The sequence below is a fragment of the Streptococcus mitis genome (assembly GCF_022137125.1).
GTDB classification, from domain to species: Bacteria; Bacillota; Bacilli; order Lactobacillales; family Streptococcaceae; genus Streptococcus; species Streptococcus mitis_CE.
In genome coordinates, this window is sequence record NZ_JAKNEQ010000001.1 from 41,621 (window position 1) to 55,671 (window position 14,051).

Genomic DNA, 14,051 nt, shown 5'->3' on the forward strand with positions numbered 1-14,051 from the left:
GTTGCTATGAATAGCAAAGCGAAGCAAGTTTCTCTTTGGGAAAGAATCAAGAAACAAAAACTCTTGTTATTGATGACTGTCCCTGGTTTAGTTTTAACCTTTATCTTTAAATACATTCCTATGTATGGGGTTTTAATCGCATTTAAAGATTACAATCCCTTAAAAGGAATTTTGGGGAGTGATTGGATTGGTTTTTCTGAGTTTACAAAATTCATATCCTCTCCCAACTTTGGTATCTTGTTAGCCAATACTTTAAAATTAAGTATCTATGGTTTATTGCTTGGCTTTTTACCACCAATCATTCTTGCTATTATGCTCAATCAACTCTTGAGTGAAAAAGTCAAAAAACGAATTCAGCTCATTTTATACGCACCAAACTTTATCTCAGTCGTTGTTATCGTTGGTATGATTTTCCTTTTCTTTTCAGTGGGAGGGCCAATCAACAATTTTCTCTCTATGTTTGGAATAAAGGCTGACTTCTTGACAAATCCAGACTTCTTTAGACCTTTATACATCTTTAGTGGTATCTGGCAAGGAATGGGCTGGGCTTCAACGCTCTACACAGCAACATTAGTAAATGTAGATCCAGCTTTAGTAGAAGCAGCAAGACTAGATGGAGCCAATATCTTCCAACGAATCTGGCACATTGATATTCCAGCTCTTAAGCCCATTATGGTTATCCAATTTGTTTTAGCTGCAGGTGGAATTATGAATGTCGGTTATGAAAAAGCATTCTTAATGCAGACATCGTTAAATTTGCCAACTTCTGAAATTATCTCTACGTATGTCTATAAAGTTGGTCTTGTATCAGGAGACTATTCTTACTCAACAGCGGTTGGTTTGTTTAATGCAGTGATTAACGTAGTATTGCTTGTTGCAGTTAACCAAATCGTTAAACGCATGAATAATGGTGAAGGAATTTAAGGAGGGAAGTATGAAAAATTCGATTATGGATACAAAATTTGATAGACGTATCTTACTCTTAAATAAAATCATTATTGTCTTTATCGTTTTGATAACCTTACTTCCTTTACTTTATATTGTCGTAGCATCCTTTATGGATCCTAAGGTTCTGGTTAGTAGAGGGATTAGCTTTAATCCAGCCGATTGGACGGTAGAAGGTTACCAGCGTGTATTCAGTGACCAATCTATTCTAAGAGGTTTTATCAATTCCCTGCTTTATTCTTTTGGCTTTGCAGCTTTAACAGTATTGCTATCTGTGTTTACAGCTTATCCTCTTTCCAAAAAAGATTTGGTAGGGCGCCGTTGGATTAACTACTTCTTGATTGTGACCATGTTCTTTGGTGGTGGTTTAGTCCCAACTTACTTGCTCGTAAAAGAATTGGGCATGCTTAATACTCCATGGGCTATCATCGTTCCCGGTGCTGTCAATGTTTGGAACATTATTCTTGCTAGGGCCTATTTCCAAGGATTGCCTGAAGAATTGGTAGAAGCAGCCGTCATTGATGGAGCGAATGACTTGCAGATTTTCTTCAAAATCATGCTTCCTCTTGCAAAACCAATTATGTTTGTTCTCTTCCTCTATGCTTTTGTAGGACAGTGGAACTCATACTTTGATGCAATGATTTATATCAAGGATCCAAATTTGGAACCATTGCAACTTGTACTTCGTAAAATTCTCATTCAAAGCCAACCAGGTCAAGATATGATTGGGGCACAAGCGGCTATGAATGAAATGAAACGTTTAGCTGAATTAATTAAATACGCAACTATTGTCATTTCCAGCTTGCCATTGATTGTTATGTATCCATTCTTCCAAAAATACTTTGATAAAGGAATTATGGCTGGTTCACTTAAAGGATAAAAAAAAAGAAAAAATAAAAGGAGTTTTCTCATGAAATTCAAAACATTCTCAAAATCAGCAGTTTTGTTGACAGCTAGTTTAGCAGTACTTGCAGCCTGTGGCTCAAAAAATACAGCTTCAAGTCCAGATTATAAGTTGGAAGGTGTAACATTCCCGCTTCAAGAAAAGAAAACATTGAAGTTTATGACAGCTAGTTCACCGTTAGCTCCTAAAGACCCAAATGAAAAGTTAATTTTGCAACGTTTGGAGAAGGAAACTGGCGTTCATATTGACTGGACCAACTATCAATCCGACTTTGCAGAAAAACGTAACTTGGATATTTCTAGTGGTGATCTACCAGATGCTATCCACAACGACGGAGCTTCAGATGTGGACTTGATGAACTGGGCTAAAAAAGGTGTTATTATTCCAGTTGAAGATTTGATTGATAAATACATGCCAAATCTTAAGAAAATTTTGGATGAGAAACCAGAATACAAGGCCTTGATGACAGCACCTGATGGGCACATTTACTCATTCCCATGGATTGAAGAGCTTGGAGCTGGTAAAGAGTCTATTCATAGTGTCAACGATATGGCTTGGATTAACAAAGATTGGCTTAAGAAACTTGGTCTTGAAATGCCAAAAACTACTGATGATCTGATTAAAGTCCTAGAAGCTTTCAAAAACGGGGATCCAAATGGAAATGGAGAGGCTGATGAAATTCCATTTACATTTATTAGTGGTAACGGAAACGAAGATTTTAAATTCCTATTTGCTGCATTTGGTATAGGGGATAACGATGATCATTTAGTAGTTGGAAATGACGGTAAAGTTGACTTCACAGCAGATAACGACGACTATAAAGAAGGTGTGAAATTCATCCGTCAATTGCAAGAAAAAGGCTTGATCGATAAGGAAGCCTTCGAACATGATTGGAATAGTTACATTGCTAAAGGTCATGATCAGAAATTTGGTGTTTACTTTACATGGGATAAGAGTAATGTTACTGGAAGTAATGAAAGTTATGATGTTTTACCAGTACTTGCTGGACCAAGTGGTCAAAAACACGTAGCTCGTACAAACGGTATGGGCTTTGCACGTGACAAGATGGTTATTACCAGTGTAAACAAAAACCTAGAATTGACAGCTAAATGGATTGATGCACAATACGCTCCACTCCAATCTGTGCAAAATAACTGGGGAACTTACGGAGATGACAAGCAACAAAATATCTTTGAATTTGACCAAGCAACTAACAGCCTCAAACACTTACCACTAAACGGAACTGCACCAGCAGAACTTCGTCAAAAGACTGAAGTAGGAGGACCACTAGCTATTCTAGATTCATACTATGGTAAAGTGACAACTATGCCAGATGATGCCAAATGGCGTTTGGATCTTATCAAAGAATATTATGTTCCTTACATGAGCAATGACAATAACTATCCAAGAGTCTTTATGACACAGGAAGATCTGGATAAGATTGCCCATATCGAAGCAGATATGAATGACTATATCTACCGTAAACGTGCTGAATGGATTGTAAATGGCAATATTGATGCTGAGTGGGATGATTACAAGAAAGAACTTGAAAAATACGGACTTTCTGATTACCTCGCTATTAAACAAAAATACTACGACCAATACCAAGCAAACAAAAACTAGAGGTTGATTATGGGAGATAAAAAATACACAGTAGAGAGGGCCAATCGTTTTATAGAAGAAAATAAACATCTCGTTAATACTCAATATAAGCCTGAAGAACATTTTTCAGCTGAGATTGGCTGGATCAATGATCCAAATGGATTTGTCTATTTTCGTGGAGAGTACCATCTCTTTTATCAATTCTATCCTTATGATAGTGTTTGGGGGCCTATGCACTGGGGACATGCTAAAAGTAAGGACTTGATTACTTGGGAGCACTTGCCAGTGGCACTTGCTCCTGACCAAGATTATGACCGCAATGGATGTTTCTCAGGTTCTGCCATTGTCAAGGATGATCGCCTATGGCTCATGTATACTGGACACATCGAAGAAGAAACCGGTGTTCGTCAAGTGCAAAATATGGCATTTTCAGACGATGGGATTCACTTTGAAAAGATTGAACAAAATCCAGTTGCAACTGGAGCAGACTTGCCAGATGAGTTAATTGCTGCTGATTTCCGTGATCCAAAACTCTTTGAAAAAGATGGACGCTATTACTCCGTAGTAGCTGCCAAACACAAGGATAATGTGGGCTGTATCGTTCTACTAGGGTCCGATAACCTAGTAGAATGGCAGTTCGAATCCATCTTTTTAAAAGGTGTGGAACATCAAGGTTTTATGTGGGAATGTCCAGACTACTTCGAGTTAGATGGGAAGGATTGCCTGATTATGTCACCCATGCGTTATCAGCGTGAGGGAGACTCATATCATAACATCAACTCATCGGTTTTGTTCACGGGTAAGGTAGATTGGGGAGAAAAACGTTTTATCCCAGAATCAGTTCAAGAAATTGATCATGGCCAAGACTTCTATGCGCCTCAAACATTGTTGGACGATCAAAATCGTCGTATCCTGATTGCTTGGATGCAGACATGGGGGCGTACCCTTCCAACCCATGACCAAGAACACAAATGGGCATGTGCCATGACTTTACCTAGAATTCTAAGATTGGAAGATGGCAAACTAAGACAATTCCCTGTTAAAAAAGGCCAATATCAAATCCAAATAGATAAAGATTGTCATTACCACTTAGGAAATGATACAGATTATCTTGAATTTGGTTATGACAGTAATGCGCAGCAAGTTTACATTGATCGTAGCCATCTTGTTCAAAAAATTCTAGGTGAAGAAGAACAGGACACTAGTCGACGGTATGTAGATATTGAAGCTAAAGAATTGGAAGTTGTTCTAGATAAAAATTCCATCGAGATTTTTGTCAATCAAGGTGAAGCAAGCTTGACGGCAACCTATTACTTAACAGTGCCAGCTGAGCTATCACGAATCGATTAAAAATTAAGTTATTTCTCCTAAAGAAAAATCTCTTTCTATAAATGTTGAAAGAGATTTTTTTGTTTGATTAGATAGTAGAGAAGGCGAAAAGATGCTTTTATACTTGAGGAGGAAGCCGTTTGAGACAAGAAAAAAAGCCTTGATGTTAAGGCTTTTCCTGTTGTATTTAGATGCCCCCTACATGAATTTGTAAGAACTTTTCATATTGAAAATAAACAAAAATGTTGAAATATAGCTGATTTTAGGGAAATACTTTTAGGTATTTTCAATGTAAATATTTCAAAATGGGGCAAAAGTGGGGCAAAAACGAATGACTCACATTTGGTTTGAAAATCTATAATACCTAATGATTATGCCATACTAGATATATAGTGTTGTTATAAATAAATGTCAGTGCGAGTTCAAATCGGAGGATAAAATGGAAAAACAAATTAATGAAAAAAAGCCTTGGTTTCCAAAGCTTTTTTAATGCTAAAAACTCATTAAAACAACTCCCAGTAAGGTGTGGAATGTTTTTTAGTCTGTGTCATATAAAAATAAATAGAATGAATAGCTATAGCTAGAGCTAAAATGGTTGTTATACTCACTACTATTATAGGATTAGAAGCAAAGATTAAAGAGAGAATCAAGGCAGCCAGATAGAGTGTAGCTTGGACACAGTAGTAACTTTTCGAATAGCGAAGATAGTGTTTGTTATAGGGCCCATTTGCTAGGACAGCAGCTTGGAAGAGGCCAATTCCGATATAAAAGAAGCTGGTTGCAAAGAGAAGATTAGTTTCAGGATTCAGAAGAAAACTCATCGAAACGGTCATCATAAGAAGTCCAATGAAAATAGGATAGTGACTGTAAATTAGAAATAGTCCCTTTTGATTAGATTCTTCATCAATAGCATGGTCGAATTGAACAAAATAAAACAAGAACAGAGAAAGCATAATAATGAAATAAAGAACCGAATAAATCGAGAAATTCTCGATTGTAAAGAAGTTAACTAGCCCCATAATCATCTCTCCAAACGTAATAATGACAAGAAGGGAGATGCGCTCGATTAAATGGGGGAGAACTATCTGGAAATGATCATCTTTACTAATCGAGGTAATTGGCGTAATAAATGTTAGCAGAATACTAGCATAAAGGATATAGACTCCAATGTAAATAGGAAGAAGAGCTGCTAGATAGATTTCTAAACTTCGTAGACCTGTTATCCATAGAAAACCTTTGATACTTTCCCTATGAACATTATCGGTTGATTTTTTAAAAAACTCAACCAAATATTGAAAAAATAAGGTAAGGGTTAATGTACCAATAGCCCAACAGACATAATGAAAATATTGTTGCCAATCATCTTTAATCAAATTGGATATAAAGAGTAAAAGTCCCATATTGATAAACATGATTACCATGTTAAATAAAGAGTTCTTTCCATAGCGATTGGTATAAACGGTTTGAATCATCCAGGCATTGATGAGAAGCAAGACAGACATGAAAAAATCAAGCAAAGAATTCCAAGTCAAAATACCGTTATGAAGATGGTGAATTAAAGCAGTTACTTTTGAAATCGCAAAAACAAAAACTAGATCATAAAAAAGTTCTGAATAATTTACACGTTTATGTTTAACAAGAGTTGTCATCTTAAGACCTTTCTATTCTATAAGTCCGATTTATTATAACAGAAAATAGCAATAAAAGAAAAGGAGATGCTTAAATAACTTCATGTGGCGCGAATGAACTGCACCCCAAGTTAGATTTTTTCTGTCCAACTTTTGGGGTCAGTACAGAAGGGCCACTTTTTCTATCGTTTTTAGTGCTAAGACTACACAAAAAAGCCCTATATTATAAGGCTTTTCCTGTTGTATGTAGATGCCCCCTACATGAATTTGGAAGGCTTTATTATCTTGAAAATAATTAAAAAAGCTGAAATATAAGTGATTTTCGGAAGATAATTAAAGGAAATTTAAATGTAATTATTTCAAAATGGGGCAAAAGTGGGGCAAAAACCATACAGATTCTAAACTGTATGGTTCTTTTTTTATCTAACCAAGAAAGGTTAAAACTTATTAAAACAAATGCAATCAACTGTTGAAAACTTTTTAGTCCGTGTAATATAAAAACAAGTAAAAAGTTGAACTATAGGGAATATTGTGTCATAATAGGTAATAGATGAATAATTAATAGATTGGAAATAATGCTTTCTTACCTTAACAAGTTGAATTGGTTATACATTTTTTCGTCGCAATTGTGTCTATCTCTCGAGTTTAGCTAGTTTTTATAAGCTCTGGTTTCTAATCAATATAACAAATTTTAGAAGTGCATAAGACAAGATGGTGACATTACTACAGTCATTTCTAGTCACCATATGTTGCTGGCACAGGCTGTTTGTAGTGTTGGCTATTTACTAGTCAGTTTAATCGGAGTGTTTAATTTTTATTGTTGAAAGGTTTTTATATGGCGAAAATTCTATCTTTAGGTCTGACAGGTAAGAAATTACTTGCTCAGGGGTTCTTGTTTGTTCTGCTAGGTCTCATCTTGATGGTCACGGGGACTTGGTTGCCAGTAAAGGTTATTCGACTGGTTCTGTTTTTAGCTTGGATAGCAACGGTCTTAGATTTAGTATTACGTATTTTCAAAAAAAGTCAGTCAACGGACACCTTGGGAGTTGCACTGGTTAAATTGTTAGTGCTGGGATATTTGCTTGGCTCCAATCTTGCGACGGATGTGCCGATTTATATTTTGGCTCTTGTGATTGGAGTTTATCAGATTTTTCATGCTAGTATTAACCTTGTCACCTATGTTCTCTACCGCAAAAACAAAATTCGACCTCGTTTTCGTCTCTTACTAGATGGACTCGTACTAGTTTTTCTTGGTGGGACTAGTCTTTTGTCCTCTACAGGAAATTCTGTCTTTCAACTCTTTGTATTAGGGGCTTATTTTTTCCTTTATGGTGTGTCCAATATCCGTGATGGTTTCTTGTTTGAGGAGGAAATTGGGAAAAACCATCTCAAACGTCGTATTAGAATTAGCTTACCTATTGTCCTAGCCGCTCTCATCCCTGCAAGAACTTTAGCAAAAGTTAACAAATTTATGCTGGAAAATGCTGATGAGGAAGAAGATATCCATCTTGGAATAGTGAAGTCTGGTAAGACAGCGGAGCTTGAAATTTTTGTTCATACAGCTGAGACCTCTCTGTTTTCGGCAATTGGTCATGTGGATATCTGCTATCAAGGCCGTGTTATTTCTTATGGCAACTATGATCCGTCTTCTGAGACCTTATTTGGCATGGTAGGAGATGGTGTCTTATATTTCTGTGATCGTGACAAGTACATTGACCTATGTAAACGTGAGAGTCAAAAAACGCTTTTTGGTTATGGTATAGATTTGACGCCTGAAATGGAAAAAGCAGTTCAGAAAAAGTTGGCTGAATTGAAACAACTGACGATTCCATGGGAGCCAAGTGCAGATAAAATCATGACAGGTGATGGTAAGGAAGACTACACCTACGCTTATAAAATCAGACATGAGACAGATGGGGAACTTTATAAATTTATCAAATCTAAGTTTAAATCCTACTTTGTCTTATCTACAAACTGTGTGCTCTTGGCTGATACCATAGTCGGTCAGGCTGGCACCGATATCCTCTCACCCAAAGGATTTATCGCTCCAGGAACTTACCAAGCCTACCTTAATCGAGAGTTTGAAAAACCAAATAGTATAGTCGTATCTAAACATGTTTATTAAGGAGAATTTATGAACTTAGTAAAAAAATACACCCCGTTAATACTTTTTATAGGGCTGGTTGCTCTTGTAATTCTGAATGCATCGAGCTTTATATCAGGAGCAATCTCTCTCTTTGATGTAATATCAACCTTGATTTATGGTGCTGTTATTGCTTTTGTGCTTAATGTTCCTATGAAAAAAATTGAACAGTACTTAGTTAAATTGAAGGTAAAGGCAGAGTTGCGTCGTCCGATTGCCATGGTACTTGTTTTCCTAGCTCTTATCTTAATCGTGATTGCTCTTTTGGTTTTGGTGCTGCCAACCCTAGCCCAGACTATTAGTCAGCTGGGAACAGTCCTTTCAACAGTCCTTACTCAACTTGGGAAATTGCTAGGCAGCTCGGAATTTGTAACCAAAGACATGTTGTCAACTATCGTATCAGGCATACAGGGACAATCTAGTTCTATTAGCCAAGCTTTGATAGGTTTTTTATCAGGTCTGACTAGTAATATCGGCAATATTTTTTCAAGTTTGATGAATGCCTTTTTGATTATAGTCTTCACCTTTTTATTTTTATCCAGTAAGGAACATTTGGCAGCGATGACGAGTCGACTTCTAAAAGTTTTTCTTCCAGAGAAGGTGGTGATAAAGTTGACTTACATTGGACAAGTAGCACTAGAGACTTATGACCAATTTTTGATGAGTCAGCTAATTGAAGCAGTTATCATAGGAGTTATGATAGCGGTTGGTTACAGCGTGTTTGGGATACCCTATGGAGTAATGACAGGTATCTTTGCAGGAGTGCTATCGTTCATTCCTTATGTAGGGCCTATGATTGCTTGTGTTGTGGGAGCGATTTTTATCTTCACAGTGAGTCCTACTCAAGCCTTACTTTCTCTTCTTCTATATCAAGTTATACAGCTGATTGAAGGAAACCTTATTTATCCTAGAGTTGTAGGTCAGTCTATTGGTTTGCCAGCCCTTTTCACGCTTGCGGCTGCTAGTATTGGAGGCAATCTCTTTGGCTTACTTGGGATGATATTCTTTACACCGATATTTGCTGTTATCTATCGATTGGTTAAGGAATTTGTCGTTGCAAAGGAAAATCAGGTAGATTAAGAAAAACTAAATTTAATAAGATATACTGAGAAGAGAGTGAGAGATTCTCTTCTCTTTTATTTTTAAATACTTTTCTACAAAAAGCTATTAGACGTTAAAAAAAGCCTTGGTTTCAAGGCTTATTTCTGTTGATTTAGATGTGCCCCCTGCAGGGCTCGAACCTGCGCCCCATAGCTTAAGAGTCTACTGCTCTACCAACTGAGCTAAGGAGGCAACAGAAAAAGCTGAGAATGTAACTTCCCAGCTATTTTAATATGCCCAAAATGGCAGCTAGATTATTTACGAAAGGCATCAAGGATATAGGTGAAACCAACAATTAAAAATGCAAAGGCAACGACATAAACGACAAAGACACTTGTAGCTACTGGATTGAACAAAATCACTAGACCTAGTAAAAATGCAAGCAACGCTATCCACATGATATGGTTGCCAATAATAGGGAAAATCAATCCCAGACGATTGCCTTTAAAGAAAGCTATAATGGCTTCTACAATTAACCAAATTCCTAAAATAGTTGGAATGACAACTGGCAGCGTCACAAAGCCATAGGCAACGAGGTAAAGAGCTAAGAGAAGATTAACAATCCCTTGGAAAAGATGAGCTGGTGAGCGAAGCTCTTTTGGTACAGAGAAATAGCCTAAAATAGCTGCTATAGAAGAAACCAGTAAACCAAATGCAATCCACCAGCTGTAAACAACAAGATTAGCTACTGGGTTTGTAAATAGGAAAAGTCCTAAAAGGACAAAAACAACTCCTGCAAGGAATAGCAGTAAACGATTAGAAAATTTCATTTCAATACCCCCTATATAGTATAGTTTAATAATAAAAATATTATACACCTTTTTAGAGGAAATGTCAATAAACAAAATGGAAAATTTGGAAGTTTCAGTCTGATTTATGAAAAGAAAATCAGTTTTTATTATTTTGAAAATAAAAAGAGAAGATAAAATTTGTCTTCTCTACATGAAAATATTGTATGGCATCAAAGCAAAAGTAACTGGCTTTACACTATTTGTAAAGATGTAATTTGATTCAAAAAGAAAAGATAGATTTAAAATGTGGGACAAATGATGGGGTAAATCAGTTATAGACAAGCAAAAAAGCCTTGGTTATCAAGGCTTTTCCTGTTGTATTTAGATGCCCCCTACAGGGATCGAACCTGTGACCCACGGATTAAGAGTCCGCTGCTCTGCCAGCTGAGCTAAGGAGGCAAAGAAAAAAGCTGTATTGGTGCCGAAACTTCACGGTTTGTATTGAACCCGCGCAATTAAGCAGGTGGGCAACTCGCTCTAACTGAAGCTGTTTCCGTGTGAGACGGCCTACATGCTGTTAGAAGACTTTTGTTTCCCTAATAATACAAAAAATAGTCGGTCAACACTTAAGTGTGAAGTCGTACACCACAGCGTTTCTATGTTTATATGATACCACTTTTTCAAAAAAAATCAAGAGGAAAGTGCAATTTTTTGAAAAGGATTTCAGATTTTTCGCAAACGGTCGATAGCTTCCTTTCTTTGAGCCAAAGCCCGTTCATATTTACCAGTATCTTCTGCTTGGAAATAGTGATGATTGCGGATTTTTTCTGGCAGATAGTCTTGCTTGACCCAATTTCCAGGATAGTTGTGTGGATAGAGATAGTCTTGGGCATTCCCTAGTTCCTTGCTTCCGCTGTAGTGTCCATCACGCAGGTGTCGCGGAATAGGCAAGTGCCCTGATGTTTTGAGGTCGGCAAGTGCCTTATCCATAGCTACATAGGCTGAGTTGGATTTTGGAGAAAGGGCCAAATCAATGACGACATTGGCAATGAGAATGCGGGCTTCTGGGAAACCAATCCTTTGTGCAGCACCCAGAGCAGTCACGGTGTGAATCTGGGCTTCAGGATTGGCCAAACCGATATCTTCATAAGCGATAACAGTCAAACGACGAGCGAGACTTGGCAAATCACCAGCCTCAATCAAGCGGGCAGCATAGTGAAGACTGGCATCAACATCTGAGCCACGGATAGACTTTTGCAGGGCTGAGAGAACATCATAGTGGCCATCTCCATCCTTATCCATAGTAATGTAGCTTCTCTGAAGACTATTTTCCATGATGTCTAGAGTAATATGGCGAATGCCCTCATCATTCTCAGGGGTAGAAAGAACAGCCAAGTCCAGTGAGTTGAAGGCAGAGCGAAGGTCTCCGTTTGTAGAGGTAGCAATGAAATCCAGCGCATCCTCATCTAGTTCTACTGGAAAATCAAAACCACGCTCAGGGTTACTTAGAGCTATCTGCAGGGCCTCTTTGACGTCTTGGTTAGACAGAGGTTCCAACTCAAAAATTTGAACACGGCTACGAATGGCAGGAGTGACAGAGAAGAAAGGATTTTCAGTCGTAGCGCCAATCATGATGACCAGACCACTTTCCAAGAGAGGTAAGAGGAAGTCTTGCTTGGTTTTATCTAGTCTATGAATCTCGTCTAGTAATAGGACGAGACCACCAGAGAATTTAGCCTCTTCCGCAATTTCTTGCAGTCGTTTTTTACTATCAACTGTCGCATTGAAAGTTCGAAAGGCATACTTAGTAGTCCCTGCGATGGCAGAGGCAATACTGGTCTTGCCGATTCCCGGAGGGCCATAGAGAATCATGGAGGACAGGCGGTTGGCTTCTACCATGCGGCGGATGATTTTTCCTTGTCCGACCAGATGTTCCTGACCGATGACCTGGTCGATGGTTTTAGGGCGCATGCGAAGCGCGAGATTGTCTGGCATAGCAGTCCTTTCTAACGTAGATTTTCTGATGTATATGTGGTAAGATGGTAGTATCTATTTTAGCATATTTCCGAGCAATCGGGGCGATTAAAGAGTCGCATAGAAAGAGGACAAAATGGCAACATACGGATTTTTAGATGTTTTAGAGGAAGAGTTGGAGAAGAATTTTCCTTTTGACTTTGAGATTAGTTGGGATAAGCGCAACCACGCGGTTGAAGTGAGTTTTTTGTTAGAAGCGCAAAATGCTGCAGGCGTGGAGATGGTGGATGAAGACGGAGAGGTTTCATCAGAAGATATCCTCTTTGAAGAAGCAGTGCTTTTTTACAATCCTGCTAAATCAACAGTCAATGAGGAAGACTATTTGACTGTCATCCCTTACTTGCCTAAAAAAGGATTTTCCCGCGAATTCTTAGCTTATTTTGCGCTATTCCTCAAAGATACTGCCGAGGTTGGACTAGATGCCCTCATGGACTTTTTGGAAGACCCAGAAGCAGAAGAATTCGTCATGGAATGGAACCAAGAAGTCTTTGAAGAAGGAAAAGTCGGCTTGGAAGAGGGAGAGTTTTATCCTTATCCGAGATACTAGGAGTTGGTTGGAGATTTTATGAAGAAAATTGGGATTTATTTGGTTTATGTGCTAGCTGTTGTCTTTATTATGCTAGCTTTTGCTTGTGGAACCATCGCATTTGCAGAGTTGGGCTATTCTGCATTATTAGTTTTTAGTTTTGGTTATGCTTTTGCTTTTCTAAGCATGTATGTAATCTTGATTCTTCATGAGCTGGGACATGCTTTTTGTGGCTACTTGACAGGCTATCGGCTGGTGGCTTTTGGATTAGGACATTTTATTTTGACCAAAAAGTCAGGCAAGTTTCGTCTTAGTAGAACAGCCATTATGAAAAATGTTGGTGCTCAATACATTGGTTTAAAAGAGGATGAAAGCGATCAAAGAATCATCCTGATGCTTTCAGGAGGCTTGATGGTTCATCTCAGCTTGATATTATTGGCGATAGTGTTTGGATTTTTGACAAGAAGCTGGTATTTTGCAGGGACTTGGATTTTTCTTAATTTGTCTTTCTTCCTAAATAACATTTTGCCAGTCGGCATCACCGATGGAGCGAAAATTTGGGAATTGCTACAACAACCTGAAAATACCAAATACGCCTACCTAATGTTGAGGCATTCTGCCCAGACCTTGCTAGCTCCTCAAGAATATGATTTAAAAGACTTTATCATGCCTGTTGATGAGGAGGTGAGAGGGAGTTTTGCAGAAAGTGTTCAGACTCTTCAGGGGTTGGTATTCATATTGGATGATAATATAGAACTTGCAAAGCAACAGTTTCAGTCTGTGTTAGATAAAACAGACAATCCAATGTCTAAAACTAGTTCTCAATTATACCTTCTTCAAGTTGCTCTGATGGAAGGAGATAATAAGAAGGCGGAAGAATATGCAAGTATTCGAGGAGTCAAATCCTTTTTATCTCTAAAAACAGCAGATATGCAGGTCATTCAAGCTTGGTATCAATTTAAGGTAAAGAAAGATGTAGTTCAAACTCACAAGGCTATGAAGATTGCTAGACAGAAAATGAATAGCAGTCGGATGTTACGGGATGAGAAAAGCTATTATCAAAACTGGTTAGCTGAGCTGGAAAAGGAATTAACCGAAGGAGTCTAAT

General features: G+C 37.9%; 11 protein-coding genes and 2 tRNA genes. 8 read left to right on the forward strand and 5 right to left on the reverse strand.

Features of this window, described 5'->3' with window-relative positions:
• Positions 1–6: 6 nt before the first annotated feature.
• The 4 genes from L0P31_RS00205 to L0P31_RS00220 are packed head-to-tail and all read left to right on the forward strand — an operon-like array spanning position 7 to position 4,801.
• Positions 7–924 carry an ABC transporter permease gene (locus tag L0P31_RS00205; protein ID WP_045605839.1) on the forward strand — a complete coding sequence of 306 codons (918 nt, stop codon included), beginning with the start codon at positions 7–9 and terminating at the stop codon, positions 922–924.
• A 10-nt stretch (positions 925–934) separates the two neighbouring features.
• Positions 935–1,825, forward strand: coding sequence for a carbohydrate ABC transporter permease (locus L0P31_RS00210; protein ID WP_024056556.1), 891 nt, complete (start codon positions 935–937; stop codon positions 1,823–1,825).
• Between the two features lie 30 nt (positions 1,826–1,855).
• Positions 1,856–3,472: an ABC transporter substrate-binding protein gene (locus tag L0P31_RS00215; RefSeq protein WP_223330776.1), complete on the forward strand. Its 1,617-nt coding sequence runs from the start codon at positions 1,856–1,858 to the stop codon at positions 3,470–3,472.
• Positions 3,473–3,481: 9 nt separating this feature from the next.
• Complete coding sequence (locus L0P31_RS00220) at positions 3,482–4,801, forward strand: glycoside hydrolase family 32 protein (protein WP_238095268.1); 1,320 nt, start codon at positions 3,482–3,484, stop codon at positions 4,799–4,801.
• 482 nt (positions 4,802–5,283) lie between these two features.
• On the opposite strand, the gene L0P31_RS00225 is transcribed toward L0P31_RS00220, so the two are convergent.
• Positions 5,284–6,429 carry a low temperature requirement protein A gene (locus tag L0P31_RS00225; protein ID WP_213952212.1) on the reverse strand — a complete coding sequence of 382 codons (1,146 nt, stop codon included), beginning with the start codon at positions 6,427–6,429 and terminating at the stop codon, positions 5,284–5,286.
• 814 nt (positions 6,430–7,243) lie between these two features.
• On the opposite strand from L0P31_RS00225, the gene L0P31_RS00230 reads away from it, so the two are divergent.
• On the forward strand, positions 7,244–8,533 hold the full coding sequence (locus tag L0P31_RS00230) for a hypothetical protein (RefSeq protein ID WP_004256070.1): 1,290 nt from the start codon (positions 7,244–7,246) through the stop codon (positions 8,531–8,533).
• Between the two features lie 9 nt (positions 8,534–8,542).
• On the forward strand, positions 8,543–9,631 hold the full coding sequence (locus L0P31_RS00235) for an AI-2E family transporter (protein ID WP_004250750.1): 1,089 nt from the start codon (positions 8,543–8,545) through the stop codon (positions 9,629–9,631).
• A 140-nt stretch (positions 9,632–9,771) separates the two neighbouring features.
• Here L0P31_RS00235 and L0P31_RS00240 read toward each other — a convergent pair.
• From L0P31_RS00240 to L0P31_RS00255, 4 genes are all read right to left on the reverse strand, one after another.
• Positions 9,772–9,844, reverse strand: a tRNA-Lys gene (locus L0P31_RS00240).
• Positions 9,845–9,906: 62 nt separating this feature from the next.
• Positions 9,907–10,422, reverse strand: coding sequence for a DUF308 domain-containing protein (locus L0P31_RS00245; protein ID WP_033681462.1), 516 nt, complete (start codon positions 10,420–10,422; stop codon positions 9,907–9,909).
• Between the two features lie 347 nt (positions 10,423–10,769).
• Positions 10,770–10,842 (reverse strand) — tRNA-Lys (locus L0P31_RS00250).
• Positions 10,843–11,106: 264 nt separating this feature from the next.
• Positions 11,107–12,378, reverse strand: a complete 1,272-nt coding sequence (locus L0P31_RS00255; RefSeq protein WP_238095269.1) for a replication-associated recombination protein A — start codon at positions 12,376–12,378, stop codon at positions 11,107–11,109.
• Positions 12,379–12,493: 115 nt separating this feature from the next.
• Between L0P31_RS00255 and L0P31_RS00260 the strand changes: the two genes are divergently transcribed.
• Together L0P31_RS00260 and L0P31_RS00265 are read left to right on the forward strand one after the other, a co-directional pair.
• Complete coding sequence (locus L0P31_RS00260) at positions 12,494–12,964, forward strand: DUF3013 family protein (protein ID WP_000257127.1); 471 nt, start codon at positions 12,494–12,496, stop codon at positions 12,962–12,964.
• An 18-nt stretch (positions 12,965–12,982) separates the two neighbouring features.
• Complete coding sequence (locus L0P31_RS00265; RefSeq protein WP_238095271.1) at positions 12,983–14,050, forward strand: M50 family metallopeptidase; 1,068 nt, start codon at positions 12,983–12,985, stop codon at positions 14,048–14,050.
• Position 14,051: the final 1 nt, after the last annotated feature.

What these genes read in the sequence shown, in the direction of transcription:
- L0P31_RS00205 (WP_045605839.1), top strand. Translation starts at nt 7, where the DNA reads ATGAATAGCAAAGCGAAGCAAGTTTCTCTTTGGGAAAGAATCAAGAAA.
- L0P31_RS00210 (WP_024056556.1), top strand. Translation starts at nt 935, where the DNA reads ATGAAAAATTCGATTATGGATACAAAATTTGATAGACGTATCTTACTC.
- L0P31_RS00215 (WP_223330776.1), top strand. Translation starts at nt 1,856, where the DNA reads ATGAAATTCAAAACATTCTCAAAATCAGCAGTTTTGTTGACAGCTAGT.
- L0P31_RS00220 (WP_238095268.1), top strand. Translation starts at nt 3,482, where the DNA reads ATGGGAGATAAAAAATACACAGTAGAGAGGGCCAATCGTTTTATAGAA.
- L0P31_RS00225 (WP_213952212.1), bottom strand. Translation starts at nt 6,429, where the DNA reads ATGACAACTCTTGTTAAACATAAACGTGTAAATTATTCAGAACTTTTT.
- L0P31_RS00230 (WP_004256070.1), top strand. Translation starts at nt 7,244, where the DNA reads ATGGCGAAAATTCTATCTTTAGGTCTGACAGGTAAGAAATTACTTGCT.
- L0P31_RS00235 (WP_004250750.1), top strand. Translation starts at nt 8,543, where the DNA reads ATGAACTTAGTAAAAAAATACACCCCGTTAATACTTTTTATAGGGCTG.
- L0P31_RS00245 (WP_033681462.1), bottom strand. Translation starts at nt 10,422, where the DNA reads ATGAAATTTTCTAATCGTTTACTGCTATTCCTTGCAGGAGTTGTTTTT.
- L0P31_RS00255 (WP_238095269.1), bottom strand. Translation starts at nt 12,378, where the DNA reads ATGCCAGACAATCTCGCGCTTCGCATGCGCCCTAAAACCATCGACCAG.
- L0P31_RS00260 (WP_000257127.1), top strand. Translation starts at nt 12,494, where the DNA reads ATGGCAACATACGGATTTTTAGATGTTTTAGAGGAAGAGTTGGAGAAG.
- L0P31_RS00265 (WP_238095271.1), top strand. Translation starts at nt 12,983, where the DNA reads ATGAAGAAAATTGGGATTTATTTGGTTTATGTGCTAGCTGTTGTCTTT.